At 57.3% G+C, this 26,288-nt stretch carries 22 protein-coding genes; 10 read left to right on the top strand and 12 right to left on the bottom strand.

Features of this window, described 5'->3' with window-relative positions:
- Window positions 1–64: 64 nt before the first annotated feature.
- The 3 genes from AC0N03_RS13105 to AC0N03_RS13095 all read left to right on the top strand — a co-directional run bounded on the left by AC0N03_RS13105 (window position 65) and on the right by AC0N03_RS13095 (window position 2,365).
- A complete protein-coding gene (locus AC0N03_RS13105) occupies window positions 65–1,294 on the top strand; it encodes a DUF3987 domain-containing protein (protein ID WP_474289257.1) in 1,230 nt (409 codons plus the stop codon).
- Entirely contained in the window at window positions 1,291–1,623 is a 333-nt protein-coding gene (locus AC0N03_RS13100) for a hypothetical protein (protein WP_474289252.1), read from the top strand. Before AC0N03_RS13105 ends, AC0N03_RS13100 begins: the two co-directional genes overlap by 4 nt.
- A 382-nt stretch (window positions 1,624–2,005) precedes the next feature.
- The gene (locus tag AC0N03_RS13095) at window positions 2,006–2,365 is read left to right on the top strand and encodes a hypothetical protein (protein WP_474289251.1); all 360 of its coding nucleotides are present in this window, start codon (window positions 2,006–2,008) and stop codon (window positions 2,363–2,365) included.
- A 213-nt stretch (window positions 2,366–2,578) separates the two neighbouring features.
- Here the strand turns inward: AC0N03_RS13095 and AC0N03_RS13090 are convergent, their stop codons facing one another.
- From AC0N03_RS13090 to AC0N03_RS13065, 6 genes are all read right to left on the bottom strand, one after another.
- A complete protein-coding gene (locus AC0N03_RS13090; protein ID WP_474289250.1) occupies window positions 2,579–3,133 on the bottom strand; it encodes an HD domain-containing protein in 555 nt (184 codons plus the stop codon).
- Window positions 3,134–3,608: 475 nt separating this feature from the next.
- On the bottom strand, window positions 3,609–4,343 hold the full coding sequence (locus AC0N03_RS13085; RefSeq protein ID WP_474289249.1) for an outer membrane protein: 735 nt from the start codon (window positions 4,341–4,343) through the stop codon (window positions 3,609–3,611).
- Window positions 4,344–5,007: 664 nt separating this feature from the next.
- The gene (locus tag AC0N03_RS13080; RefSeq protein WP_474289248.1) at window positions 5,008–5,259 is read right to left on the bottom strand and encodes a transposase; all 252 of its coding nucleotides are present in this window, start codon (window positions 5,257–5,259) and stop codon (window positions 5,008–5,010) included.
- Window positions 5,260–5,542: 283 nt separating this feature from the next.
- Window positions 5,543–6,454, bottom strand: a complete 912-nt coding sequence (locus AC0N03_RS13075) for an outer membrane protein (protein WP_474289247.1) — start codon at window positions 6,452–6,454, stop codon at window positions 5,543–5,545.
- Between the two features lie 594 nt (window positions 6,455–7,048).
- On the bottom strand, window positions 7,049–7,402 hold the full coding sequence (locus tag AC0N03_RS13070) for a hypothetical protein (protein WP_474289246.1): 354 nt from the start codon (window positions 7,400–7,402) through the stop codon (window positions 7,049–7,051).
- Window positions 7,402–7,875 carry a hypothetical protein gene (locus AC0N03_RS13065; RefSeq protein ID WP_474289245.1) on the bottom strand — a complete coding sequence of 158 codons (474 nt, stop codon included), beginning with the start codon at window positions 7,873–7,875 and terminating at the stop codon, window positions 7,402–7,404. Before AC0N03_RS13065 ends, AC0N03_RS13070 begins: the two co-directional genes overlap by 1 nt.
- Window positions 7,876–8,356: 481 nt before the next feature.
- Between AC0N03_RS13065 and AC0N03_RS13060 the strand changes: the two genes are divergently transcribed.
- Complete coding sequence (locus AC0N03_RS13060; RefSeq protein WP_474289244.1) at window positions 8,357–8,671, top strand: IS3 family transposase; 315 nt, start codon at window positions 8,357–8,359, stop codon at window positions 8,669–8,671.
- A gap of 236 nt (window positions 8,672–8,907) precedes the next feature.
- Here the strand turns inward: AC0N03_RS13060 and AC0N03_RS13055 are convergent, their stop codons facing one another.
- The 4 genes from AC0N03_RS13055 to nirB all read right to left on the bottom strand — a co-directional run bounded on the left by AC0N03_RS13055 (window position 8,908) and on the right by nirB (window position 16,172).
- On the bottom strand, window positions 8,908–10,167 hold the full coding sequence (locus AC0N03_RS13055; RefSeq protein WP_474289243.1) for a winged helix-turn-helix domain-containing protein: 1,260 nt from the start codon (window positions 10,165–10,167) through the stop codon (window positions 8,908–8,910).
- 556 nt (window positions 10,168–10,723) lie between these two features.
- Window positions 10,724–13,384: a nitrate reductase gene (locus AC0N03_RS13050; protein ID WP_474289242.1), complete on the bottom strand. Its 2,661-nt coding sequence runs from the start codon at window positions 13,382–13,384 to the stop codon at window positions 10,724–10,726.
- Window positions 13,381–13,713 carry a nitrite reductase small subunit NirD gene (nirD, locus tag AC0N03_RS13045; RefSeq protein WP_474289241.1) on the bottom strand — a complete coding sequence of 111 codons (333 nt, stop codon included), beginning with the start codon at window positions 13,711–13,713 and terminating at the stop codon, window positions 13,381–13,383. The genes AC0N03_RS13050 and nirD overlap by 4 nt, the downstream gene beginning before the upstream one ends.
- A complete protein-coding gene (gene nirB, locus AC0N03_RS13040) occupies window positions 13,713–16,172 on the bottom strand; it encodes a nitrite reductase large subunit NirB (protein ID WP_474289240.1) in 2,460 nt (819 codons plus the stop codon). Before nirB ends, nirD begins: the two co-directional genes overlap by 1 nt.
- 352 nt (window positions 16,173–16,524) lie before the next feature.
- On the opposite strand from nirB, the gene AC0N03_RS13035 reads away from it, so the two are divergent.
- The gene (locus AC0N03_RS13035) at window positions 16,525–17,787 is read left to right on the top strand and encodes an MFS transporter (RefSeq protein WP_474289239.1); all 1,263 of its coding nucleotides are present in this window, start codon (window positions 16,525–16,527) and stop codon (window positions 17,785–17,787) included.
- Window positions 17,788–17,811: 24 nt separating this feature from the next.
- On the top strand, window positions 17,812–19,515 hold the full coding sequence (locus AC0N03_RS13030) for a bifunctional protein-serine/threonine kinase/phosphatase (RefSeq protein WP_474289238.1): 1,704 nt from the start codon (window positions 17,812–17,814) through the stop codon (window positions 19,513–19,515).
- Between the two features lie 41 nt (window positions 19,516–19,556).
- Here the strand turns inward: AC0N03_RS13030 and AC0N03_RS13025 are convergent, their stop codons facing one another.
- On the bottom strand, window positions 19,557–20,522 hold the full coding sequence (locus tag AC0N03_RS13025; RefSeq protein ID WP_474289237.1) for a sugar-binding transcriptional regulator: 966 nt from the start codon (window positions 20,520–20,522) through the stop codon (window positions 19,557–19,559).
- 211 nt (window positions 20,523–20,733) lie between these two features.
- Between AC0N03_RS13025 and AC0N03_RS13020 the strand changes: the two genes are divergently transcribed.
- From AC0N03_RS13020 to AC0N03_RS13010, 3 genes are read left to right on the top strand one after another with little or no spacing between them, the layout of a single operon-like run.
- Window positions 20,734–23,193, top strand: coding sequence for an alpha-ketoacid dehydrogenase subunit alpha/beta (locus AC0N03_RS13020; RefSeq protein WP_474289236.1), 2,460 nt, complete (start codon window positions 20,734–20,736; stop codon window positions 23,191–23,193).
- Window positions 23,194–23,219: 26 nt separating this feature from the next.
- Complete coding sequence (locus AC0N03_RS13015; protein WP_474289235.1) at window positions 23,220–23,456, top strand: lipoyl domain-containing protein; 237 nt, start codon at window positions 23,220–23,222, stop codon at window positions 23,454–23,456.
- An 8-nt stretch (window positions 23,457–23,464) separates the two neighbouring features.
- Window positions 23,465–24,238 carry an alpha/beta fold hydrolase gene (locus AC0N03_RS13010; protein ID WP_474289234.1) on the top strand — a complete coding sequence of 258 codons (774 nt, stop codon included), beginning with the start codon at window positions 23,465–23,467 and terminating at the stop codon, window positions 24,236–24,238.
- A gap of 17 nt (window positions 24,239–24,255) precedes the next feature.
- Here the strand turns inward: AC0N03_RS13010 and AC0N03_RS13005 are convergent, their stop codons facing one another.
- Window positions 24,256–24,669: a cupin domain-containing protein gene (locus tag AC0N03_RS13005; protein WP_474289256.1), complete on the bottom strand. Its 414-nt coding sequence runs from the start codon at window positions 24,667–24,669 to the stop codon at window positions 24,256–24,258.
- A gap of 319 nt (window positions 24,670–24,988) precedes the next feature.
- On the opposite strand from AC0N03_RS13005, the gene AC0N03_RS13000 reads away from it, so the two are divergent.
- Window positions 24,989–26,272 carry a hypothetical protein gene (locus AC0N03_RS13000; protein ID WP_474289233.1) on the top strand — a complete coding sequence of 428 codons (1,284 nt, stop codon included), beginning with the start codon at window positions 24,989–24,991 and terminating at the stop codon, window positions 26,270–26,272.
- Window positions 26,273–26,288: the final 16 nt, after the last annotated feature.

The following is a 26,288-nucleotide window of genomic DNA, read 5'->3' as shown; positions in this document are numbered from 1 at the left end:
TTAACCGCGTCCTGTTTGAATTCTTCTGTGAAATTGGCATTACCCATGACGATCTCCTTGCCTCATTTTTAAGGGACAAGGTGTCTACAATTCTAGGGGCTATTCATCCGGACGCAAGTCGACATCGGACAACGAAGCCGCATGGCCCGTTCGTGCGCACGAAAAAGGCCTCGGGCTCGTTTTCGAGACAGAGCTGACGGACTGGAAGATGAAACACGCGGCATGGTCGGCTCAGAAACGGGCGATTGAGACCGAACGTAAGGTGCGCCTCTCTGATCGCCAGTTCAAGCTCCTGGAGCTTGGCAAGGAGCCGGAAAAGCCGCTCTATCCTATTCTCACGGCGCCGGAACCGACGCTTGAGGGGCTCGTAAAGATCTGGACCGATGCTCCGGCTTCGCTTGGAATCTTTAGCGCTGAGGGCGGCGGGTTCATTGGTGGCTATGGCATGAGTCAAGATCATCGTCTCAAAACTGCCGCTGGCCTTTCCGAGTTCTGGGATGGCAACGGAGCGCGCCGTCTTCGCGCGGGCGATGGCCTGACCATTCTGAAAGGCCGCCGCCTTGCTATACATCTCATGGCCCAGCCCGACACGGCCGCGCAGTTTTTTAACGATCCTATCCTGCGCGACCAGGGTTTGTTGTCGCGTGTTTTGATTGCCGCGCCCGAAAGCTCGGCCGGCTCTCGCTTCTATCGTGAGTCCACGATCGACGATGACGTCATGATCAAGGCCTATGGTGCGCGCATCAAGTCAATCCTGGAGCAGCGCTGGCCCATGGAGGATGGTAAGCGCAACGAACTCAAATTGCCTGCACTTCGCATGACGGAACAGGCCAGGACGGCGTGGATCGACTTTTATAATGCGGTCGAGGCATCGCAGTGCAAGGGCGGCAAGCTGGAGCCGATCCGCGACTTTGCCAGCAAGGCGGCAGAACACGCTGCTCGCATCGCCGGAGTTCTGACTTTGGTCGACGCGCCAGACGCAGCCGAAATTGAAGCCGAGGCGATGGAGAACGCCTGCATTTTGGTCGATTGGTATTTGACGGAAAATCTTCGCCTGCGCTCGATGAGCAAGATATCGCCCGCCAAGGCGAATGCGGCCAAATTGCTGGAGTGGCTGATCCAGCGGGGAGGCAACCCGACACCGATGAAAGACATCATGCAGCGCGGCCCCTCGACGGTCCGACAAAAGGAGGCTGCATCGGCGGCTGCCGATATTCTGCTTGAGCATGGCTGGATTGAAAATCTCTCGAAAAAGCCTCGGATCATCCGGCTCAAAAGCGGAGTTACGGCATGACCGTTCTTCAACGGCACTCCCGGAAAGTGCAGCCTCCGCACCCTGCTAAAATTGCTAATTTTGCGAGTCGGCGGGAAGGTTCGCCAAAATTTAGCAAATTAGCAAAATTAGCAGCCGTGTCCGTCTCGCCTCATCCGGGCGATGGCGTTGAATATAATCGTGCGCAATATGAGGTGACTCTGGCGCGGCTGGACGGCGATGAGGTTATCCCGACGATTGATCATCAGTCTTGGGCGCAGTTCCAGGCAACCATCTGGCCAGACATTAATGCCGCTCGGCGCGATCAAGTGATTATGGATGCGGATCTGTTTCTGCACTGCTGGGGCTAGATCGCGGACGCTTAGCGAATGCTCGACGAATTATCGTCGAATGGTTTTGTTGCGATCTATACCGTTAATTGTAAGCCTTATTTGCAGGTAACAGGCTGGGAACACCAGCGCATTGACCGGCCACAAAAGCCCAAATATCCCCGAAAGCCCCGCGATAATTTGGATCAATTCGCCGTGCATTCGTCGAATGATCGACGAATGCTCGCGACAGTGAAGGAGCGAAATAGTGTAACGGACGGCAACGCCATGAAACGCCATGAAACGCCGTGTAACGCCGTGTAACGTTACAGGAAACGTTACATGAAACGGCGATTTAACGTTACCTGAAACAGAAACAGATACAGAAACAGAGACAGAATCAAAGTTGCACAGCATTGTTCCGATGCCGAAAAATCGCGTCAGCCTCAACGCGCTTGAGGTCCAGCTGCGCCAAGCGGCAGGTCTTGAAAATTCGCCACGCCCCGGATTGTCCGATCCGTCGCTGATTCATCGCGACATTGATCTTGAAACCACCATTCTGCCTGCAACCAGGGTGCACAGCCAACGCTTGAAAGCAAAAGCATGGTCCTATTTCGTCGATGCCATCTTCGAAAGCACGGAGAAGCGCGCCAAAGCCGGACAATCCTGTCAGGCCCCGAAGCCTGCCGGCACAGAACCCAAGATTGGTTTTGGCGGCGGCTTCATCTGGCCCGAATCCACCGTGATGAACGCGGTGCACCGGTTCGATGAAAGCGGCTTCTGACCCTATGACATCGGAGATCCTCCCGGCGAGCCTCGTTGCCGCGTGCCGCAGCGTGTGATCGACGCCGCCCGCGCCAAAGGTGTTGGCGAGTGAGACTCCTATGCCGGCAGACATAGGCATTGCGGCTGCCTTCGGTATCGATGAACGTGAGGATGGCTTCCAAAGTGACGTCGAAATCGCACATGATCCCGAACCTTGTCTCGATAAAGTGGTTTACTCGGTTATAATCTCCGCGACGGCCTGTTCGGCCTCGTGGGCCGCCTGATCGAATTTGGCTTCCAGCGCGCCGTTGACGCCGCGCAGGCCGGTCGCGACGTCGCGGGCCCAGGCGATATAGGCTAAACGGCGCTCTGCTGACCATGTGCGCGCCGGGCTGTTCCGGATCGCCCTCAGATTGCTGGTCTTGTCAGCCAGTTTGAGTATCTTGGCCCGCGGGCTCTTCTTGGGCGCATTGAGTACCTGCAGCCGTTTGCGCTCCGGCTTTCGCTTCGACTTGTCATCGGTGACTTCCTGGACGAGGCTGGCGACGTCGGCGCCGAACATCTCTTCCAGGATCGCCGCTGTGACGCCGCAATCTTCGCTCGTGTCATGCAGCAGCGCCGCGGCAACGAGATTGGCGTCCTGACCACCTGTCACCTCGGCGACGATCTCGGCCACCTCGATCAAATGATTAATATAAGGCTCGCGCGCCTTGCCCTTGCGGCGCTGCCGGACGTGCCATTGCGCGGCCATCTGCGCCGCCTTCATGACGAGGGTGAGATCATTCATCCTGGAACCTCTCAAAGCATGTTCGATCGAGACCTCTGCCTTGCAGCAGCGATGTCGATTGTCCGATGGAACTATGGGGTGTCAAAAATTGGCAGCTCGATGTGGCTACGCGCGCCGGATGCCAATTCGTTTATGCAGATAATGTCTGCCTGCCGGAGAACGTTGTCAATGGGGGAGAGTTACAGGACGGCGGGCAACGTCATTCTTGTTTGGCGACGAACAAGGTCACTAACAGCCTGACAGCCTGCGCAAAATTATGAATTTTTACCATCGCTATAGAGTGGCGCAAAAGTGAGCACCTATTTGCTAGTGTCGTCCATTTGGCTCCAGCACCAATCAAACTGTTCGAGCCTTTCTACAAGCGGTGATTAAAAAGTACTTGAGGCAAATTAAAAAACACAAAAGCCAATAAAACAGCCCCCAAAGCTTATTTGGGGGCTGTTCGGTATTAACTCAAACCAGATTTGCTTAACGACTAGAAGCGATAGTTCAAGCCAACGCGGAAAATGTTGAGCTTTGCTTTGACATCCGCAACATAATCGGGGGAACTCGATGGAATAGGATCGAAAGATTTCTTTCCAAGATCGACATAGAGATATTCAGCCTTGACCGACCAGTTCCTATCAATGGCATATTCGGTGCCGGCGCCGATTGTCCAGCCTGCCGCAACCTTTGATTGGGTCGCGCTATTGTCGGGCAGATAATCCAAGGCGCCATATTTGACCTGACCGTAGGCAAAACCACCCGTGCCGTAGAGCAGCCAGCTGGGGGTGGCCAGATAGCCGATACGCCCACGAACTGTGCCGAACCAATCAACGTCATATGTGGCGACCGAAGAAGTGTCGTAGCAGCTGCCAAAAGATGACCCCGCGCCACAAGACTGGACTTCCTTGAATTGGGACCCTTGGAAGTCGGCTTCGAGGCCCACGAGCCAAGTCGGTCCAACTTGATAATTATAACCCGCCTGTAAACCGAACAAGTAACCCGCTTTTGAATGAGAATCACTTACAGGATTGGAGTCATAAAGGCCATTACGCTTGTAGTCAGCACCACCACCGCCGCCATTAACGCCGACGTAGAAGCCTGTCCAAGTAAACAGGGGAGCCGCCATCATTGGAGCGGGAGCCGCTTCCTTCTTTGACGGAAGGTCCGCCGCACTTGCGCTGACGGCGATAAGGCATAACGCTGTCGTTGCGAGCAATCTTTTCATTGATACCCCCTTTGAAAAATTAAAGATCTAATCGAAAGATTATATCGCGAGGGCAAACTCAATAGAATCCCAGAGCGACGCTGTCTTCGATTTTCAAAATTGGTGTGGCTATTTCGTCACACCAATAAAATTCTAATGATCGTCGAGCGGCATCAGCCAAGGAAAATTACCACCTAGAGCGCCGCTCGAATTTGTTCCATACTCGGCACACAATTAGCAACAAATCCAGAATATCACAGATTAGGCGGGGTAAATGGTGGGGTAAATCTGAAATAAAAAAATTTTAACATTGAAAACATTGATAAATTAAAAATAAAATGAAGGACCTATCGGCTATCAAGTCTCTGATTTAAAACGATATTCTATCGAATCGAGAGTTCCTCCAAGCGATTTCGGTGCTCTGCGCACCCCTTTTCTCCACGGTTGGATCAACTGGATTTCGGGCAATTCTCCGGCTCATTTGTCTCTGCGCGGAGGATTATCGGGATTTTTGCCCGATATTTGCGCACTTTGGCCGCTCATTGTTGTTTACGGTTACGACTAGATCCACTTTTCCATTTCATCATAGCTCAGCGGAACGTCGGAAGAGTTCAAAAAACAGATACTTAAAGAGCTCTTGAATGGATCCGCACCACATGGAAAAGTGGTCAATTACTAGCGGAGTTCAACAGAGCTGGCCGACCTTGCGTTCAAACGCCGCAATGTGCGCCTCATATTCGGCGATAACGCTGGCTTCAGCTTCTTCATCATTGAGTTCGCCATGATCGAACTGCGTCAGCCACAACGGGATGAGGTTGGCCGAGACACTGTAAGTGCGTTGTGCGTCGCGCCTTCCGATAATGCCGTTTCGGATATCCTGACAAAGCTGCAATTTGAACGGTGTCGAGTGCCGCCGATATGGACCTCTGGTTTTCATGAGCCTTCTCCATTTAAGGCCCGCAGAGCGTATCAGTTTTTCCCTGCCCCGTGGTCCAGTCCCAGGGGTTCACTCCAAAATGAGTCAATCCGAAAGGGAAATTAACACGTGGACGGGGCCTTATCGCATGGCTTCATCCGCCATCAGTTCTTCATGGAGGCGGCCAAGGCAACCGAACCGCGAGGCGACCATGACCCGGCGCAAGGGTGAATATGCCGTTGAAAAACAAAAAGGGCCTGGTACCGCCAAGGCCTTGTCATAGCAATTGATTAGCCGCGAATGTTCAAAAGCTATAGTTCAAACCAAGGCGAAGAATATCACCGTCAATTCTGACTTTGGCGTGCGTTGACACAACCGACGGTCCTCCAGCAGCAGAATAAGTACCAGAGGTATAGGTCAGATTACCAACGGCGTAGGAAACGTGACCTAAATCATAGTGAAGATATTCTGCCTTCACCGTCCAATTCTGCGAGAGCGCCAATTCGGAACCAGCCCCTAAAGCCCAACCTGCTCTGAAGTCAGATTTCGTTGCTGACGTGGATGCACTCGTTTGTATGCACGCGAGCGAAAATTGCGCGCAATCATTATTGGATTGCGTAATGCTCGTACCAAATTTGACATTGCCGAGCGCCAAGCCTCCCGTGCCATATATCAGCAAATCCGGCGTTGCAAGAAAGCCCAAGCGACCGCGCACCGTCGAAAGATAATCCAAACGGGCAGTGTCCGTCAGCCCGGTCGTAAGAACCTCATTGGCACTGTAAAAGGGGAACCCGGCAGAGACAGTATTGACAGTTGCCGAGTGATTGCGAGCGCCGGTCGAACCAATATCTGCCTCCAAGCCAGCAACGAACGCCGGAGACATTTGCCAGTTATAGCCGGCCTGAAGACCAAAAATCGGGCTTGATGTTTGCTTTTTGAAATTAGCCGTCGCTGCGGCAGCTGAATTGGCGGCATAGCTGCCCGCACCGGTACCATCGGTAAATCCACTGATCACCGATGCTGAATTATCAAAGGAGTCATGTTGCCAATCCCAGCCAACATTCAGGCCAATATACGGACCTGTCCAATTATGCGGCTTTTGCGCTGCGGCAACCGGAACGATCGGGGCGCTTTTCTTGCTCGGAATATCGGCGGCGGATGCGGCCGATGGAACGCCAATAAGCGCCAATACGCCGATCGTTGATATGAAATTCATTTTATTCGCCCCTAAAATTTATAAAATAATGACGAGAAGATAGTGGCAGGCCCATTTCCAGTCTAGCTTTTAATCTCAAAATTGAGACGATTTCTTCAGATATTTGGCCGATGTGGCTTCTGCGTTACAAACTCCCCGTCATTATCGCACTTCCGATCGCTGTATATATCGCGGTATTCGAGAGCATGCGGTTCGGCGACCCGCCCGCATTCATTTCGCGGCTCGTCAACCAGCAGTTGGAGCATATAGGCCCCTGTTTTGCCATTGACTAACTTGCGGGGATATTGACCACGTCCTGATGCGAGGCTCGGCTTTCATTGATGATGAATGACGGCTGATTCAGATGTTCAGGTATGAGGTATGAGGCCGATGCCGAGGCGTTCAGGGTGGCCGTTAATGGCCGGAGACGCGACAAGCCGGAGGGTCGACGCCGCTCTAAACGTTGTGCCGATCGCTACAAAGGCCGCTGGCATCGTGCGCATGTTGAGTTGAGAAGATTTGTCAATATTTGGCTCGGCAAAATCGGTCGGATGCAGATCAAAGAAAAACCGGCGCGATTGTCTTCGCGCCGGTAAACATGATCATATAACAATCTTAGAACAACAGGAACCAAAGTGCCAGCCCACCGCCACCGGCGATGATCGAGGCGATGAGTAGCCCGACCATTTTAGCGCCACCGATGACCACGTGCTGCGCCATAAATATATATCCGAGCACAATGAATAGGATCACATCGACAAGCCCGTGCGTGCGCCAATGGTGACCGGTCAAAGAAGCCATGAAGGTGTTGAGAGGTTCATAGGCATCCTTGACCCATGCGAGTATGGTGTTGAAAACAATCGTGATTGCAGCCGATAACCCGAACGCGGCGGCGGCGCCGTCCAATTTAGACTCTGTGCCGATTGACGCCGAATGGCTGGCGAGTTTTTGAGATGTCGTCGCGGTCATTATTCAGCTCCTTTCACACCGGTGTGTACAAAGGCCACCTTGACGCCATAGTTGATGACAGCACCGGCGCCTTCAATGGCCAGCCCATTCAGTATGACAAAGGTCGCGACCGCCATCACCATGCCTCTGGCTGCTTTGTTTGTTGCCAGATTTTTAGCCGCGACGATGGGCAGATATAGCGCCAGTATCAGTGGAATGAAGAACAGATGTTCCTTGGTTTCCATGACAAGGTTGTGAGCCCAAGGCCATGGACCCTTAAGAATAATGGCCTTTTCTGGTGCATAAAAGATTGTATACCAGTAGCCCCCCAGCAGCCATGCTAAAATAATGCAACCGGCCACAACCAGCGAGGCCAAGCGTATTCTGGACTGATTTTCAGGATTTGCATTCAAAGCCTCGACCAATATCCAAACCGAGGCAATAATACCCAGCATCCCAAATGTGGGATGAGCAAATAAGATAATATCACTCATAGAAATGACCCTTTTTTTAACAATTAAGAGGCTATGCCTGCCTTAGTTATTCTGCATTGATAGAGGTCAAATCTGTGAGCCTTGGCACGGTTGTGCTATTCACTGGTATCAGGGATGCGATAGCTCTAAAGGTAAAAGCTGGGCCATGTGCCAAAGATTAAGCCGTGATAGCCTTGCCTCCATACTGGAAAAGAGAAGCCCCCGGCAGTTGATTTCCACCCAGAATTGAGCCGGCTTGGTTCTGAGTGAAAATTAGAAAGCAACTTTATCGTCGATCAGAGGATCGTGACTAGACGGAAAACTGGTTTAAAATTCGCCGAAATACGACGCCAAAATGCAATTTTTGAGTAGCGAGCGGTCAAAAAGAGGTGCACGGGTCGAGCCAATCTTTAAAGTCTTGTCGATTGCCCCTTAAAACTATCGTGAGCATGTCGCGAAGCCGGTCGATCCGGCCAACCAATCAACGCGAGTAAATTCTGATATGGCACTGAAACCGGAGATCTCCCGAGTGTTTAGGGCGAACTACAAGGTTTATGGCGCACGCAAGGTCTCGCTCCAGCTTGCACGCGAAGGCTTTGATGTTGCCCGCTGCACTGTGGCAAGGGTGATGAAAGAAATAGGCTTGCAAGGTGTCATTCGCGGCACACCGATGCAAACAACGCTTCAGGACAAGGCAGCACCATTCCCGCGCGACCATGTTAACTGGCAGTTCCTTGCCCTGCACCTATCAAGCTCTGTGTCTCGGATTTCACCTATGTATCCATTTGGCGCGGCTTTGTTTATGTCGCTTTCGTAATCGGTGCCTTCGTTCTCATCGCCTGTCCTTCTTGGAACAGATGAGACCAAAAATACTCGATTAGGAAAAGCGCCTAATTTGTTCCATTGGCGCTGACGCCGGGCACTCAAATATGGATAAAACTTGGGGCAGGGTTACCCAGATTCACCGAAGGGGTTTGCAATGCCAAACGGCTAAATTCAGCCCTTGGCTATCGATCGCCAACATAATTTGAAACATAACTTGCCACCAGAATGTCATTTAAATCGTGCGTCGCACCAAGACAGCCTGTGCCAGGGACATTTTCCGTCTTTGGCAATCTCCTTAAGATTTTCAGCTCGATAAAAATCACCCAAAGCATAGTGAATCATAGCTAGAATCATAGGAGAAACATATTTGGACGACGATTTTAATCTCCTTAAAATAGCTTGGGGCCCTTCTTCATCCCCGCTTTTGGCGAGAACCCATCCATATGTCCCCTGCACGAACGGATCCTCTGGATAGATAAGCATGGCCCGCTGACCAAATTCTTTGGAATGATCAATTCGACCCATATGCAATGCTGCAACGGCCCTTAAGGCCCACAGTATTTCGACTTGGGGGCGAATAGTTAAAACTTGTGCACAAAATGCCTCTGCGTCGTCATAACGTTCAGCAGCACATAAAATCCAAGCCTTGAGCACCAAAAGAGAGCGCTCCAGCGGATTTATCTTAAGCCCCTCGTCCACTGCGAACAAAGCATCAGCCAAACGGCGCTGCACGATCAAAATCATGGCTTTATAAAAATAAGTCGTCCAGTCGAAGCTATTATAGGAAAGGCAGCCACAAATCAGCTCCGACGCTTCATCGATTCGCCCTTCTGATATAGCCATGATCCAGCCCTTTGTGGCCAGAGCCGGAGTAAAATTGCCATCAATTTGCAGCGCCCGGTCGACGGCCTGATTTATTAAAGCAAAACTTTCTCGAGGACGGATAAAACCACGTATTAACCGAGCGACCTCGACAACTGCCTGCATACCAAAAATAAGCGGGTCGTTCGGAAAAGCCAGACTCCCGTATTCAAGAACTTTCAAAGCCGATTGTAAATTTTCTTCCGTCCGCTCAGATGCGATTTCGAAGGCAGTTCTAATAATGTCTGTCGCACCGAAATGAGGTTTGTCCCTTTCAAATTCTATACCACTTTCCGAATGAGAGTCGGCCATTTGTCGAATGGGAACGCCAATGCGAAATCCACATCCGTGAACGGTTTTGATAACATTGTGATCGACATCATCATCCAGAGCTTGGCGCAGCAAAAAGACTGCTCGAGAGATTGAATTGTCGGAAACTGCCTGTTGTCCCCATACGTGCTTGGCGATATCCGATTTGGACACCAACTGCCCTTTGGTATGAACAAGCAAATGCAAGATCTCCTGTGCGCGAGGACACAGATCGATCAATATGCCTTCGCGCCTAAGCCCCAACGATTCTGAGTATTCGAAATCAGCGAAAGCAAATTTTTTTTCTAATTTATTCATTTTTCTCAAAAACTATAATTAGCTGTTATGCACGGTTTGGTGGCGCACGCAGCCTCTATACTGACACCCGCTGTTGGCAAAGGCTGCGAGTGAGCCAGCGGCGTTTCCTTCGCTTTAGTCTTTGCATCTGCATAAAAGACGAAAATTCAAAATTGGTCTGACATCTTACAAATACCGCAGATAAGCATTGAGGTCAATGTTGTCAGACCAATTTCCTTGAGGCGATTGTTTTCAGAGTTGCTCTGAGGAAGAGCCATCAGCGAAGCAAGTATGACTGCTAGGCGAGTCGTGCGATTTTGTTCCCTATTAAACGCACACGATTTTCGGCGAAACTCGAATTTCGTGCTTTGACAGGGTGAATGGCGGGGTTATTCTAAATTTTAAAAATTTTATTATTGAAAAAATTGATAAAATAAAAAAAGTTCGACAGACGCTCTCTCCGCCAGTTAGCCTGTTCCCCATCACGCCATTTGAAGGCCATCCCTGCAAGAGGCCGGGAACCAAAGCGGGCTGAATGCCGCGTGCCGCAGCGCCTGTCATTGGCTTTGGACGCCGGTCAGCGCGCGCCAGCGCCGAGCATTCTGGCGAGTTCAGGCTTGCAGGAGCCGCAATTCGTGCCTGCCCTGAGCCGCTCACCCAAGGCCTCAAGGGTGGACGCTCCGGCGGCAATCGCGGCTGTGATCTGGTTCTGGCCGACGCAGTGGCACGAGCAGACGAGCGCGCCAATATCCGCCGAGGCCTGAAGCGGCCGTCCTGCCAGCAGCGACATGCGCTGTTCGGCGGGCAGCAGGTCGCCCTCGAACAAGCCTGTCGCCCAGCTGCGCGAGGGCAGGGAAGTCTGCGCGCCGACAAAGAGGCAGGCCTCCAGCCGGCCTTCCCTGATCAGCGCATAGCGATATTGGCCGGTGCTGGCGTCGCGATAGGACAACCATTCGGCGCCGCCCGCCGGCCCTATAAGATCTGCGGCAAATTTCTCCCAATCTGGCGGCGGCGCATCGCCCCAGAGTTCCAGCCGGTGCGCCCTGCCGGCAAGTCCGCCCGTCCATTGGGCGCCATCGGGCGGCGTCATGGCGTTGCGCGACAGGGCCAGCGCCTGCCAGAGCGGCTGATAGGCCGTCACCCTGAGCGGCGTATGTTTCGATTCGGGCTGGCCGGAAACGGGATCAACCGCGGCGTTGACCAGCGCGTTCACACCGCCGGTGCTGGCAAACTGGCCGCTCCAGTGCATGGGTACGAAGACGCAGCCCTTGCGCTGGCCGGGCGCGATGCGCACCCGCGCCGTCATCTGACCATATGCGGTTTCCAGAGAGGCAAGTCCGCCCTCGGACAGCCCCAGCCTGCGCGCATCATCGGGAGAGATTTCCGCATAGGGTTCGAATATGTGTCCCGAGAGCCGCTGCGACTTGCCGGTGCGCGTCATCGTGTGCCAGTGGTCGCGCACACGGCCGGTGTTGAGCACCAGCGGAAAGCCCGCATCTGTGGCATTGGCCGGTGCGCGCGGCACAACGGCAATGAAGTTTGCCCTGCCATGCGGCGTAAAAAATCGTCCTTCCGCAAAAAAACGCGCAGTGCCGCCCTCAGCGCCCCGGGGCAAAGGCCATTGCACCGGCGCGAATGTCTCATATCCGGCCTGATCCAGCCCGGACAGGCCCGAAATATCGAAGTCGCGCGTTCCGTCATTCTCAAAGCCGGACAGGGCGGCATGTTCAGCGAAAATTTCGGCGGGCGACGTGAAATCAAAGCCGTGATATCCCATGCGCCGCGCCAGATCGCAGATGATGTCCCAGTCCGGGCGCGCCTCTCCCGGAGGCACGAGAAAGCTGCGCTGGCGCGAGATGCGGCGCTCCGAATTGGTGACCGTGCCGTTCTTCTCGCCCCAGGCGCTGGCGGGCAGCGCCACGTCGGCAAACTGCATCGTGTCGGTCTTTTCCATCACGTCGGAGACGACGACAAATTCGCATTGCTCTAGCGCCGCGCGCACGGCGGCGGTCTCGGGCAGCGTGACTGCGGGGTTGGTGGAGATAATCCAGATCGCCCTGATCCGGCCAGCCGCTGCGGCGCGAAACATATCCACCGCCTTGAGGCCGGAGGTGTGCGCCATGCGCGGCGCGTTCCAGAAGCGAGAAACGATGTCGCGATGCGCCGGATTCTCAAGCTCCATATGCGCGGCAAGCTGGTTGGCTAGCCCGCCAACTTCGCGTCCGCCCATGGCATTGGGCTGGCCGGTCAACGAGAAGGGCCCCATCCCCGGCAGGCCGATCCGCCCCGTCAGCAGATGGCAGTTGATGATGGCGTTGACCTTGTCGGTGCCGCTGCTCGATTGGTTGATGCCCTGCGAATAGAGCGTGACAACCCGGCGCGTTCTGGCGAACCAATTGAAGAACAGCTCGGTCGAGCCCTCCGAAAGGCCGCAGATCTGCGCTGTCTGGCGGATATCGAAGCGGCCGGCGCTTGCCAGCGCCTGTTCGCATCCCGAAGTATGCGCCGCGACGAAGGCTTTATCGGTCATGCCGTGCGCATGCAGATGGGCGAGCAGGCCGTTGAACAGCACGGCGTCGCTGCCCGAGCGAAGCGGCAGATGCAGATCGGCGCCCTCGGCGCTGTCCGTGCGGCGTGGATCAATCACCACCACGCGCATATTGGGGTTGCGCGCTCTGGCCGCTATCATCCGCTGGTGGAGAACCGGATGGCACCAGGCCAGATTGGAGCCGACAAGCACGACGAGGTCGGCAAGTTCGAGATCCTCATAGCATCCAGGTACCGTATCGGAGCCGAAGGCGCGTTTGTGCCCGGCCACCGAGGAGGCCATGCACAGGCGCGAGTTGGTGTCTATATTGGCCGTGCCGATAAAGCCCTTGGCGAGCTTGTTGACGACATAATAATCTTCCGTCAGCAACTGGCCGGACACATAGAAGGCCACCGAATCCGGCCCATGTTCGGCAATGGCCCTTGAAAAGCGCTCTGCGACGAGGTCAAGCGCCTGATCCCAGGAGGCTGGGCTGCCCTTGATGCGCGGCTCAAGCAGGCGGCCTTCGAGCCCGATGGTCTCGGCCAGCGCCGCGCCTTTCGAGCACAATCGCCCGAAATTGCTTGGATGATCCGGATCACCCTTGATGCGGACATCGCCCTCGCGGGTGCGCTCCGCAATGATGCCGCAGCCGACGCCGCAATAGGGGCAGGTGGTGCGCGCCTGCGACATAGCCTCGCCGCCCGTCATCCGGCGTCTGCCTGCGCTTGCGCCCGGTATTCGATGAAAACCGTGCCATTTTCCACCCGCGCCGCATAATGGCGCGTGCAGCCCTTGTCGGGCGCCACCACATTGCCCGTATCAAGTTCGATCACCATGCTGTGAAGCGGGCAGGTGACATGGCGGCCATGAACAATGCCCTGCGCCAGCGGCCCGCCCTTGTGCGGGCAGCGGTTGTCCAGAGCGAAGACCTCATCGTCGGCGGTGCGAAAAACGGCAATGTCCTTTTGGTTGATCCGCACCAGGCGGGCGCCGAGTTTTGGCAGGCTGTCGAGGGAGCCAATTTCAATCCATTGCATCAGGCAAGCTCCAGTTCGGCCATGGGCGTGAATTCATGCTTGTCCACGCCTTCTGCGGCGCGCTCGGCCCATGGATCGCGCTGGGCAAATTGCTGCGAATGGGCAAAACGGGCGAACAAGGCCTTGCGGTTTTCGAGGTCGTCGACAATTGATCTGCGGATGTTGTCGAGGCCCACGCGGTCGCACCATTTATATATTCGCTCCAGATATCGGCCCTGCTCGCGGTAGGCCTGCGTCAGGGCGACAATCACCTCCAGCGCCTCGTCTTCCGTTGCCACCTTGGTGAGGAATTCGGTGCCCTTGATATGCAGGCCGGCTGCACCGGCAAAGTGAATCTCATAGCCTGAATCGACGCAGATGACGCCGATATCCTTGCAGGTCGCTTCGGCGCAATTGCGCGGACAGCCGGAAACGGCCAGCTTGACCTTGGCCGGGGTCCATGAGCCCCACATGAACTTTTCCAGCCTTATGCCGAGCCCGGTCGAATCCTGCGTGCCGAAGCGGCACCAGTCGGAGCCGACGCAGGTTTTCACGGTGCGCAGGCCCTTGGCATAGGCATGGCCGGAAACCATGCCAGCCTTGTTCAGGTCAGACCAGACGGCGGGCAGGTCTTCCTTCCTGACGCCAAGCAGATCGATGCGCTGGCCGCCGGTGACCTTGACGGAGGGAATTCTGAATTTGTCCGCCACATCGGCAATGGCGCGTAGTTCGTTTGGCGTAGTGACGCCGCCCCACATGCGCGGCACAACCGAATAGGTTCCATCTTTCTGAATGTTGGCGTGGACGCGCTCGTTGATGAAGCGCGATTGCTGGTCGTCCTGATATTCGCCGGGCCAGCTTGCCAGCATGTAATAATTGAGCGCGGGCCGGCAGACATGGCAGCCATCCGGCTTTTTCCATTCCATGAACCGCATCGCGGCCGGAATGGTCTTCAGCTCCTGCGCGACAATGATGCGCCTGACCTCGTCGTGGCTGTAATCGGTGCAGGCGCAGATCGGCTTGACCTTTGGCGCCTCGGAATAATCGCTGCCAAGCGCATTGGCGAGAATCTGCTCCACCAGCCCGGTGCAGGAGCCGCAGGACGAGGATGCCTTGGTATGGGCGCGCACATCCTCGACCGTGAACAGCTTCTTTTCGGAAATGGCTTTGACGATGGTGCCCTTGCAGACACCGTTGCAGCCGCAGACTTCCGCTTCATCGCTCATGGCGGCGGCGGCATTCTGGCCGCCATGGCCGCCCTCGCCGATATGGGCCGCGCCGAACATCAGACGCTCGCGCATCTGTCCGACGTCGGTGCCGTCGCGCAGGTGCTGAAAATACCAGGCGCCGTCGGCCGTATCGCCATAGAGCACCGCGCCGATAATCTTGTGGTCCTTGAGCACGATGCGCTTGTAGACGCCGCGCCCGGCATCCTGCAGCACAATCTCCTCGCGGTCCTGCGCCGGAGCAAAATCGCCGGCCGAGAACAGATCAATGCCGGTCACCTTCAGCTTGGTCGAGACCTGTGAACCGCCATAGCTGGCGAAAGCCTTGAGCGCGAGGTGATTGGCGCAGACCTTGGCCTGATCCCAGAGCGGGGCCACGAGGCCATAGACCTGCTTGCGGTGCTGCACACATTCGCCCACCGCATAGATACGCCCGTCATAGGTCTGCATCGTGTCGGAGACGACAATCCCGCGTTCGCAATGAAGCCCGGCCTTGCGGGCGAGTTCCGCATTTGGCCGGATACCGACCGCCATCACCACGAGTTCAGCATCGATTTCGCTGCCATCGGCAAAGCGGACACCCGTCACGCGGTCCGTGCCGAGAATGGCCTCGGTCTGGGCCGGCATCTTGAACGCCATTCCGCGCTCTTCGAGGGACTTGCGCAGCAGGCCGGCGGCAACAGGGTCAAGCTGGCGCTCCATCAGGGTTTCCACCAGATGGACAACCGTGACCTTCATGCCGCGCTTCATCAGGCCGTTCGCGGCTTCAAGGCCGAGCAGCCCGCCGCCGATCACCACCGCACTTTTATAATGCGCCGCCGCGGCCACCATCTGGTTGACATCGTGAATGTCTCGGAAGCCGACGACGCCGGGCAGGTCCTTGCCGGGCAGGGGCAGCACGACGGGGCTTGAGCCGGTGGCGATGAGCAGCCGGTCATAAGCCGCGCGCGCCCCGCTCTCGCTCACCACCTCGCGGGTGCGCCGGTCGATCATGGCGATCGTCTCGCCGCTCCGCAGCTCGATATTGTTGGCCTCATACCATTCCGGGGTATTGAGCATGATCTGATCGATGGTTTTTTCGCCAGCCAGCACCGGCGAGAGCAGGATGCGGTTGTAGTTGCCGTAAGGCTCCGCTCCGAACACGGTGATGTCATAAAGATCGGGCGCCCGCTCGAGCAGCAGTTCGACCGTCCGCATTCCGGCCATGCCATTGCCGATGACTACCAGTTTTTGCCGTTTGACGCGTTCCAGCATGTTCGCCTCTCACATCTGAAGATGATGAGGGTGAAGCAAGCGGCGTGCCAACATATCGTAATAAGAAATATTGAACATTATCAATCATCGGCAGCCGGCTCATGCGAGCCACTCGTTGTGCAGCGCACAAAAATTGGGCGTTTGCGGAGAAGTTGAGCGCAATCTGCCTTCATTCATGGTTCTGACCGAATTTACGGGCACCCGGCGCGGGCCGGTTAGATCGGATGCCGATGGAATCCATGCGCTTTCTTCATTTGGCACGGCCATTGCTTGAATGTCGTCACGGCCCGGACGGATGGCATCCTCCGGTCTGCCCTCTCCCGCCCCGCGGGTTATGTCGAAAGGGTTCAGCATGAATTTGGGTGAATTCAAAAAAGCCGGACATTGGCCCACGCTGGTGGCGGCATTTCTATATTTTGACATCGGCTTCATGGCCTGGACGTCGCTTGGCCCACTCATTGTCTATATCACGCAGGCGCTGCATCTCTCTGTCGACGAGAAATTCACGCTGATCGCCATTCCCGTGCTGGCGGGGGCTATATTCCGCATTCCGCTCGGTGCGCTGGCCGACCGGATCGGCGCGAAAAAAACCGGCATCGGCGCGCAGGTGACCGTGATGCTGGCGACGGCCTGGGTGGCGGCATTCGGGCTTGGCAGCAAGGAAGCGGTGGAAATCTTTGGTCTGTTTCTTGGCATCGGCGGCGCATCCTTCGCCGTGGCGCTGCCTCAGGCCAGCCGCTGGTATCCGCCGCACTATCAGGGTGTTGTCATGGGCATTGCGGGAGCGGGCAATATGGGCGTCGTGCTCGATACGCTGCTTGCGCCGAGCATCGCCGAACATTTCGGCTGGCGCGGCGTGTTTGTGGCCCTGCTGGTGCCGATGGCGTTGATTCTTGGATATTACGTCATCGCCGCCAAGGATGCGCCGGGCGAGCGCAGGCCCTTTTCGCTGCGCGCCTATGGGCGTCTGTTGGGTGATCCGGACAGCCGCTGGTTCATGCTGTTCTATTTCATCACATTTGGCGGCTTTGTCGGATTGGCCAATGCGCTGCCGCTCTATTTCACTGTGCAATATCACGTCTCGGCAGTGGCCGCGGGGCTGCTGGTGGCGCTGATCGTGGCTTTCGGCTCCGGCTTCCGGCCTGTCGGCGGCATGCTCGCCGACCGTATCGGCGGGATAAAGGCGCTTTCTGGTCTGTTTGGCGTGGTGGCGTTGGCCTATGCGCTCATCGCTCTCCTGCCGGAAGGCGCGGCGCCCGCAACCGGCGCTCCCGGCTGGTCGCTGGCGCAGATGCCGCTTGTGGCCTGGCTGGCTGCGGCCATATTCTCGCTGGGCGCTCTGGCCCTTGGCATGGGCAACGGCTCTGTCTTTCAGTTGATTCCGCTGCGGTTCAAGGCCGATATCGGCGTTATGACCGGGCTTGTCGGTTGCGCGGGGGGTGTCGGCGGCTTTTTTCTGGCCAAGATGCTGGGACTGTCGAAAGGCTTGACGGGCGGCTTTGGCGCAGGCTTCCTGTTTTTTGCGCTATTGGCGCTTTGCGGTCTGATTGGCCTTGCACTGGTGAAGGCGCGCTGGCGCACCACCTGGGGCGCGGTTTCGGGCGCGCGCGTCTAGCGCTGAAAGGGTGTTCTGTTGAATATGGCGCAGCGGACCGCGCACTCCCGGAAGCTTCAGGTCCGGCTTGGCTTTGCCAGCCGGACGGGTCTGCGCGAAACCAATCAGGATTATGTTGCCGCGCTCATGCCGCAGGATGAGTCCCGGGCCATTGTTGCCGCAGTGGCCGATGGCGTGGGCGGCCACAAAGGCGGGCGCGAGGCCGCCGAACTTGCTGTCCGCAGCTTTATCGACGGCTATTATGCCCTGCCCGAGACCCTTGGCCCGCGCCGCGCCGGTTCGCGCGCGCTGGAAGCCATCAACAGCTGGATTCACGCTCAGGGAAAACATGATCCGCAGCTTGCCCGCATGGCCTGTACATTTTCCGGGCTCATCCTGCAGCGGCGCATCTGCCATATTCTTCATATCGGCGATTCCCGCGTCTATCGCCTGAGCGACGGACAGCTTGAGCGCCTCACCGAGGATCATGTCGCCGGACGCGCAGATTATGCCCATATCCTGCATCGCGCCGTCGGCTTCGAGGACAGCCTGCGGCTGGATTATGCCTCGGTCGGACTGCGGCAGCACGACCGCCTGATGGTGTGCAGCGACGGCGTACACGGCAGCCTTGCGGATGCAAGGCTGCGCCTGCTGCTGGGCGAGCGCCTTGACGCCGAAGAGACCGCCCGGAGCCTTGTTGAAGCCGCCCTGGCGGCCGGCAGCCAGGACAATGTCACGGCGCTTGTTCTTGATATTCTGGATGTTCCTCTGGCGCAGCCACTGGAACTGCAGGCCCATATGGCGGCCTTGCCCATACGGGATCTGCCGCGCAGCGGCGATGTGGTGGATGGGTTTCATCTGGAAGGCTTGATCTCCGACGGGCGCTATTCGCGTCTCTTCCGGGCGCGCGACGCTGCCATGAACCGCGCGCTGGTGCTCAAGTTTCCGCATCCGCGCGTGGCCTCCGAGGATACTTTCCGGCTGGCCTTCCTGCGTGAGAACTGGGTGGCGGCGCGGGTGCGCAGCCCCTGTGTCGGTGAAGTCATCGAGCTTGCGCCTTCGCGCCAGAGCCGCCTCTATTCCGTCATGCCGCTTTATGAAGGCGAGACTCTGGAACAACGGCTCAGGCGTCATCCGCGCCCTGCACTCGGCGAAGGCATCGCGATCGCGGCAAAGCTCGGGCGGGCGCTTAACGCCCTGCACCGCGCGGGCATCATCCACCGCGATGTGAAGCCGGATAATATCATACTGACACCTGACGGCGGCCTGCGGTTGATCGATCTGGGTGTCGCCCGCATTCCGGGCATCGAAGATCTGCCTGAGGCCGAACCGCCCGGCACGCCAAGCTATATGGCGCCGGAAATGTTCGACGGCGAGGCAGGCGACGAGCTTTCCGATCAGTTTGCCTTTGGCGTGACGCTCTATCGCATGTTTGCGGCGGCCTATCCTTATGGCGAGATAGAGCCGTTCATGCGGCCGCGTTTCGGCACGCCCGCGCCATTGGCGAAATACCGGCCCGATCTTCCCGCCTGGCTCGACAATGTCCTGTCGCGGCTCTACCACCCTCAGCGCCCTCAGCGCTATGGCGATATTGTCGAATTCATTCATGAACTTGAAAGCGCGGCCACGCTTGCCCGTCCCGTGCATCCGGTCAGGCGTTCGCTTTATGAGCGCAATCCGCTCTTGTTCTGGCAGGCGCTGGCAGCCGCGCTGCTGGTTGCGCTCCTCGTCGTGCTGGCGCGCCGTTAGAGCGGTTTCGTTCCGTTTACCCGGCTGTTACCGCGCAGGTGTCACAGTTCCAGCAGTCTTCTGGCCGCCGCCTCATCCGTGATCAGCGTGTGGCAGCCGGTGCGCCGGATCGTGGCGCGGATGGCGGGTGCACGGGCCGCGCCGCCGGAGGCGAGCACGACGTGGCGCGCCCGGCTTACCGTTTCAAGATCGACCGACATCACGCGCTCATTGAGCGGATGATTTACGGAGCGGCCCTCCGCATCGAGAAAATTGCACATCGTGTCGCCGATGCAGCCAAGCGCGATCAGTTCCTCAAGCTCCTGCGGCTTAAGCAGATTGCGCGACAGCGAACTGGCCGCCGTGCTGATATCGCCCGAACTCAGCACCGCAATATCGAGATTCTCCGCCAGTTCAAACAACCGGCTGAGGCCGCAAAGGTCAATGAGATGACGCTTGGTCGCTACCGAGTCGACAAGCAGCGGCGCGAGAAAAATATAGCATTCCGCGCCAAGCTGGCTGGCAAGCCGCCAGGTAAAATCCACCGGGTTGTTGAGATGCGCTTCAAGAATACCGCCGAGCAGTGAAATCACCTTGACGCCGTTCTTGCGCGCCGGGCGGAAACTGGCCAGCGATGCCGTCAGCGTGCGGCCCCAGCCGACGCCGATCGAGCAATTGTCGGTCACGGCCTCGGAGAGAAATTTGCCGAGCGCCAGCCCGACGGCCTTTGCCGTGCTCTCGACATCGGCCGCAGCCGGAACGACAATGGCCTCGTCAAGCCCGAAGGCCTTTTCCAGCCTGAAGCCCAGTTCGTCGCATTCCGTGATGCCGGAACTGATCCAGATCTGCACTTCGCCGCGCTTGAGTGCTTCCTCGAGAATGCGGATGACCGTCGTGCGGCTCACGCCGAGTTTTTCGGCGACATCCTTCTGGGTCAGGCCCTGATTGTAATAGAGCCATGCGGCCCGCAGACGCAGGGACGAAGCCTCGGATAGCGCAACCTGTGTTCCTCGTCTCAGTTTGGCCACGTATTCATCTCCCGATACCGCCCGCGCGCCGCTGCGCACAGTCGGATTTATGAAATCAGATTAGCGCAAAATAGGACATTTGCCAAATCATATTGACATAAGTCGCTAACGGGGCAATAGATGGTCGAGGTTGCATTTATCATTCAGCGCGGGATGGCGCGCCGTCAGCGGCGCCCAAGTCCATTGCCATAATTTGCCAGCGGAGGCGCTCATGCCCAAAGAACTCGTGGTTGATCCCAATCGCACGCGCCGGAGCGGCGAGATCAGTTTCGCCAGAATTCCGGTTCATGCCTATTCCACCCCATTTGCGCAGGAGCGCGCGGCGCGCGGCGATGTCGCTCTGCGGGAGGCGCTGCGCCACATGCTGGTTATCCGCGAATTCGAGAGCATGCTCAATTCGTTCAAATCGACCGGACGTTATGGCGATATTGCGTTCAATTATAAGGGGCCGGCGCATCTCTCCATTGGCCAGGAGGGTGCGGCGGTGGGCGCGGCCATGGCGCTGGAGCCGGAAGACCACATTTTCGGCTCGCACCGCAGCCACGGCGAATTCATTGCCAAGGGGCTTTCGGCTATTGGCAAGCTTGATGAAGACCGCCTCGCCGCGCTCATGCAGGGCCATCAGCAGGGCGCGTTGCTGGCCTCGGTGGACAAATTCCTTGGCGGCGAGGGCAAAAGGCGCGCCGAGAACTTTCTGCTTCTTGGCCTGCTGGCCGAAATCTTCATGCGGGCGAATGGCTTTAACGGCGGCATGGGCGGGTCCATGCATGCGTTTTTTCCGCCCTTCGGCGCTTTTCCCAACAATGCCATCGTCGGCGCATCCGCCGGAATTGCCACGGGCGCGGCCTTGCGCAAGATGCTCTCCGGTGCGCCGGGCATTACGGTCGCCAACAGCGGCGACGGTTCAACCGGTTGCGGACCGGTGTGGGAGGCCATGAATTTTTCCGCCATGGCGCAATATGGCACGCTCTGGAAGCGTGACATCGAAGGTCTGCCGGTTCTTTTCTTCTTCAATAATAATTTCTATGCCATGGGCGGCCAGACCAGCGGCGAGACCATGGGCTGGGATCGCCTCGCGCGCATAGCCGGTGCAGTCAATCCTCAATCCATGCATGCAGAGACGGTGGACGGGGCAAATGTGCTCGCCGTGGCCGATGCCGTGGCCCGCAAGCGCGCCTTGCTGCTGCAGGGCAAGGGACCGGCGCTGCTCGATGTCGAGTGTTATCGCCTGAGCGGCCATTCAACAACGGATGCCAATGCCTATCGCTCGCGTGAAGAAATCGCACTCTGGGAATCGCATGATCCGATCGTGCAGTTCAGGAGCCGGCTCATCGATGCGGGCGTTCTGAGCGAGGCGGAATATGCCGCCCTGCATCAGGACGTCGTCGGGCAGATCAGCGCGGTCACGGCCGCCGCGGTCAATCCCGAGGCCGCGCCGCCGGTCAATATTCAGGCTGATCCGATCTTGATCGGCAAGCTGATGTTCAGCGATACGCAGATCGACGTGCCGTCAGGCAAGGCCAGAGTGCTGGCCGAGCCCGAAGCCGCCGCACGTGTGCGCCAGGACAAGCGCAAGGCCAGATTTGGTCTGGGCGAAAATGGCGAGAAGCTCTCGTCCATGCGCGCCATAACGCTGCGGGACAGCCTTTTCGAGGCGATCCTGCACCATATGATCCATGACGAGAGCCTGATCGCCTACGGCGAGGAATGCCGCGAATGGGGCGGTGCGTTCGGCGTTTACCGCGGTCTTTCCGATATCCTGCCCTATGACAGGCTGTTCAATTCGCCCATCTCCGAGGCGGCGATCGTCGCCACAGCGGTAGGCTATGCGCTGGAAGGCGGGCGGGCGCTCGTTGAGCTGATGTATGGTGATTTCATTGGCCGCGCAGGTGATGAGATTTTCAACCAGATGGCGAAATGGCACGCGATGTCCGGGGGTATGCTCAAGGTGCCGGTGGTGCTGCGCTGCTCCGTGGGAAGCAAATATGGCGCGCAGCATTCGCAGGACTGGACAGCGCTTGTCGCGCATATACCCGGCCTCAAGGTGGTTTATCCGGCCACGCCCTATGACGCCAAGGGCCTGATGGCCTCGGCCCTTTCCGGCAATGACCCCGTCGTCTTCTTCGAAAGCCAGCGTCTCTACGACACGGTCGAGCAATTTCATCCCGAAGGCGTACCGGCCGATTATTATCGTATTCCTTTCGGCGAACCCGAGATCAGGCGCGAGGGCCGCGATGTCAGCATTCTGACCATCGGCCCCTCGCTTTATGCCGGCCTTGCCGCTGCCGATCAGCTGGAGGCAAGCCACGGCATTTCCTGCGAGGTGATCGACGCGCGCACGCTCGTGCCATTCGATTACGACAAGGTGCTTGCATCGGTGGGCAAGACCGGACGGCTGATTGTTGTCTCGGAGGCTTCGGAACGCGGCAGCTTTGCCATGACGCTGGCCAGCACGATCACCCGTTTTGCCTATGGCAGCCTGAAGGCCGCGCCGCGCGTGCTCGGCACGCCGAACTGGATTGTGCCAGGCGCGGAAATGGAATCGACCTATTTCCCGCAGGCTGATGATATTATCGATGCCGTCACCAGCGATTTCTATCCTGATCTGCGCCTCAACCGCCGCGGCGTGCGGAACTGGAATGATCTGGATCTGGCGAGACGGGCCCTGTGATCGGACAAAATTTCGGGAGAACTGCAATGGATGTGCCTGTACTAGTGCCCCAGCTGGGCAATGAAATCACGGAAGCCGAAGTCACCGAATGGATCAAACGGGAGGGCGATGAGGTCAGGGCCGGCGAGCAGATTGTCGTCATCACCACGACCAAGCTGAGCATGGAGATTGACGCGCCCGTTTCCGGCAGATTGTCCCGGATTGTTGCGCCAGAGGGTGATCTCGTCGAGGTTGGCGCAACTCTCGCGATAATTTCAGCCTGAGCCGGATCATGACCGACCTGAAAAAGGCTGCGCCGCTTCGCAAGCTCGCGGGGGAAGCTGGCCCCGATATTGTGCTGATTCATGGCTTTGGCGCGGATCGCCTGTCCTGGCTGGCCAATGCGCCGGTGCTCGGCGCGCATTTCAATGTCTGGGGGCTGGATCTGCCCGGCCATGGCGGTGCCCCGCCTGCACAGGCCCGCTCACTTGAGGATCTTACCGCTCTGGTGCAAGCCGCCATCGAGACCAGCCCTGTGCAGGACTTTCATCTGGCCGGTCATTCCCTCGGCGGCGCCGTTGCGCTTGCGCTGGCCTGCGCGCTGGCTGAGCGCGTCCGCTCCCTGACGCTGATAGCCCCCGCCGGTCTGGGGCAAGATCTTGACCGGGAGTTTGTTACGCAATTTGCCGCGCTCAGGGATGCCGGGGAAGCGGAACGGCTGCTCTCGCGCCTTGTTGTGCGCCCGCGTCTCATCAGCCGGCAGATGGTGGCCCGCGTGCTGGATCATCTCGAAAAGCCCGGCATACGGCAGGAACTTGCCGCCATCGGCGCTGTGGCCGTCCATGCCGAAAAGCCGGTCGCGGATCTGCTGCCGCGCCTGCCCGCGGCCCTGCCAAGGCTTGTTGTCTGGGGTGGCGAGGATCGGATCAATCCGATGGACCGCGCCAAGGCGCAGGCTGTTCACGCGCAGATGCATGTGCTGCCAGCCGCAGGGCATATGCCTCATGTTGAGGAGGCGCGCGCATTTAACGAAATTTTTGAGAGTTTCCTGAACCAGAGCCGGTAGGCGCTCCGGTTTCGGCCTCAGGGCACAAGCTTCTCAAGATCGGGCAGGAGCACCACGCTTTCCTGTTCATTGGGATCAGTGCGCGAGACCACCGCCGTGCAGGGTTCGGTCTTGCTCAGGTTATAGGGCAGATGCGGCACATTTGCCGGGATATAGACGAAATCCCCGGCCCGCGCGATCATATGGTTTTCCAGCCTTTCGCCATAATACATGCCGGATTCGCCGCTCAGCACATATATCGCTGTTTCATGCGATTCATGCTTATGGGCTCTGGCGCGAGCGCCGGGCGGCATGGACAGCAATTGCATATGGATGGCCTGCGCGGCCGTGGTTTGCGCGCTGATCGCGGGAGCATAGGTCAGGCCCTGCTTGCCGACGAAGGGCGCGCCGGCGCGCAGCAGCCTGCACTCTGGCGCTGATGTGTCCGGTATGGAATGCGCAGGCATGGAATCTTGCGACATGGCGATGCTCCGTTGGAAGACGGCTCAGGATATCAGCAATGCCAGCGCCGCGCCAATCCGCCGGACGGTGCCCGGATTTCCCTGCGGCCAACTCATGTTAATCGGAATCAGAACTCTCGCAGCGTGACTATGTCTTGATTTTGATACTTATAAGAATAATCAGAAATATCTATTCGTAAGATAAGAATAATATTTTTTTGATGTTGCTTATCCGGTCTCTTATCCTAACGTAATGCATTCACTTTTTGCAATCTTGCGTTGGCACCTGGCGCTGTGTCTTCTGGCCGCAGTGTCAGCAAGTATATACACATTGCCTGCCAAGGCCTACGTCCTGCTTCAGGAAGATTGCCGCGGCCGCGTCACCGACGATTGTCTTGCCGTCGGCAGCCTGAAGTTTGTCTTCGTCACCGGCCGCATTGTTTCGAGCGATCTCGATTTTTATGAAAAGCTGGAACGCTTCTGGCCGAGGAACAAGCCCTTTCCCGTTACCTATCTCGCTTCGCCCGGCGGCAATCTGAATGCAGCCCTCGGTATCGGGCGCATATTGCACGAGCATCAGGGCGTTGTCATATCCGGCAATCCGCTGACGAAGGAGGATCCGCGCAGCTGCAGTTCGGCTTGCACGTTCATTGCCGCGGGCGCGGTCGAGAGGCACATGAGTCACCTCGGGCTGCATGGTGCGGCGATCGTCCATAAAAACAACAGCCTCGAATCGGGCGGGGCGTTCCTGAAAGGCCTTGTCGAGAACTATCTCGACGAGATGGGCATGCAGCCTGAGATGAAACACATCATTTCGATCACGCCCTTCTATACCATGGTCAATCTCACCTATGACGAGACCAAGCCGGCGCAGGATCAGCTGATTGTCCGGCTTGGATTTCACATGCCCTACACGGGCGCTGTTCCCGACAATCACTTTCCCAACGCGCCGCTGCAAAGGCCGGCAGGCGAAGGCGTGGAATTACGTTTCATCGTGCAGAACGGCGATCTCAATGCCTTGCCTGAATTGATCAAATATGAGCTGTCCGAAGACAATGGTCACAAACCCGACTTTGCCGATGCAATAAAATGGCTCGAATTGGGTGCCGACCAGGGCGATGCCTTTGCCATCCATGCTCTGGCGGATGCCTATGCCAACGGACATCATGTTCTCAAGAACACGCAATATGCGCTCAGCCTTTATCAGGATGCCGCAGAGCATGGCTTTGCCGAAGCTGAAAACGATCTGGGTCTGGCCTATTTTGGCGGGGAAGGCGTGGAGAAAAATCCTTCGATGGCGGTGTTCTGGATTACACAGGCGGCTATACAAGGTTATGTTCCGGCCTATGGTTCGCTCTGCGAAATGTATATTGCGGGCAATGTCTTTGCCAGAAACGATGTGGACGCTTATAAATGGTGCGCGCTGGCCATGGACCAATTGCCAAACGGCCAGACGCGAACACGCGCCACCAGTTTTCTCAAAGCGCTCACCGCCCGCATGACGGACAAGGAATTGTCCACGGCCTCGCAGCTCGCATTGCGCATCAAGCTTTCCAAGCTGGCACAAAACGAAAAGGATGTCTGGCACCGCTGAAAAGAGCGAACGGCCC

The sequence above is a fragment of the Methylocystis sp. sgz306128 genome (genome assembly GCF_056032725.1).
Note: the sequence above shows the minus strand (reverse complement) of the source record. Positions and strands in the feature narration are given on the sequence as shown.

What these genes read in the sequence shown, in the direction of transcription:
- AC0N03_RS13100 (WP_474289252.1), top strand. Translation starts at nt 1,291, where the DNA reads ATGACCGTTCTTCAACGGCACTCCCGGAAAGTGCAGCCTCCGCACCCT.
- AC0N03_RS13095 (WP_474289251.1), top strand. Translation starts at nt 2,006, where the DNA reads ATGCCGAAAAATCGCGTCAGCCTCAACGCGCTTGAGGTCCAGCTGCGC.
- AC0N03_RS13090 (WP_474289250.1), bottom strand. Translation starts at nt 3,133, where the DNA reads ATGAATGATCTCACCCTCGTCATGAAGGCGGCGCAGATGGCCGCGCAA.
- AC0N03_RS13085 (WP_474289249.1), bottom strand. Translation starts at nt 4,343, where the DNA reads ATGAAAAGATTGCTCGCAACGACAGCGTTATGCCTTATCGCCGTCAGC.
- AC0N03_RS13080 (WP_474289248.1), bottom strand. Translation starts at nt 5,259, where the DNA reads ATGAAAACCAGAGGTCCATATCGGCGGCACTCGACACCGTTCAAATTG.
- AC0N03_RS13075 (WP_474289247.1), bottom strand. Translation starts at nt 6,454, where the DNA reads ATGAATTTCATATCAACGATCGGCGTATTGGCGCTTATTGGCGTTCCA.
- AC0N03_RS13070 (WP_474289246.1), bottom strand. Translation starts at nt 7,402, where the DNA reads ATGACCGCGACGACATCTCAAAAACTCGCCAGCCATTCGGCGTCAATC.
- AC0N03_RS13065 (WP_474289245.1), bottom strand. Translation starts at nt 7,875, where the DNA reads ATGAGTGATATTATCTTATTTGCTCATCCCACATTTGGGATGCTGGGT.
- AC0N03_RS13060 (WP_474289244.1), top strand. Translation starts at nt 8,357, where the DNA reads ATGGCACTGAAACCGGAGATCTCCCGAGTGTTTAGGGCGAACTACAAG.
- AC0N03_RS13055 (WP_474289243.1), bottom strand. Translation starts at nt 10,167, where the DNA reads ATGAATAAATTAGAAAAAAAATTTGCTTTCGCTGATTTCGAATACTCA.
- AC0N03_RS13050 (WP_474289242.1), bottom strand. Translation starts at nt 13,384, where the DNA reads ATGACGGGCGGCGAGGCTATGTCGCAGGCGCGCACCACCTGCCCCTAT.
- nirD (WP_474289241.1), bottom strand. Translation starts at nt 13,713, where the DNA reads ATGCAATGGATTGAAATTGGCTCCCTCGACAGCCTGCCAAAACTCGGC.
- nirB (WP_474289240.1), bottom strand. Translation starts at nt 16,172, where the DNA reads ATGCTGGAACGCGTCAAACGGCAAAAACTGGTAGTCATCGGCAATGGC.
- AC0N03_RS13035 (WP_474289239.1), top strand. Translation starts at nt 16,525, where the DNA reads ATGAATTTGGGTGAATTCAAAAAAGCCGGACATTGGCCCACGCTGGTG.
- AC0N03_RS13030 (WP_474289238.1), top strand. Translation starts at nt 17,812, where the DNA reads ATGGCGCAGCGGACCGCGCACTCCCGGAAGCTTCAGGTCCGGCTTGGC.
- AC0N03_RS13020 (WP_474289236.1), top strand. Translation starts at nt 20,734, where the DNA reads ATGCCCAAAGAACTCGTGGTTGATCCCAATCGCACGCGCCGGAGCGGC.
- AC0N03_RS13015 (WP_474289235.1), top strand. Translation starts at nt 23,220, where the DNA reads ATGGATGTGCCTGTACTAGTGCCCCAGCTGGGCAATGAAATCACGGAA.
- AC0N03_RS13010 (WP_474289234.1), top strand. Translation starts at nt 23,465, where the DNA reads ATGACCGACCTGAAAAAGGCTGCGCCGCTTCGCAAGCTCGCGGGGGAA.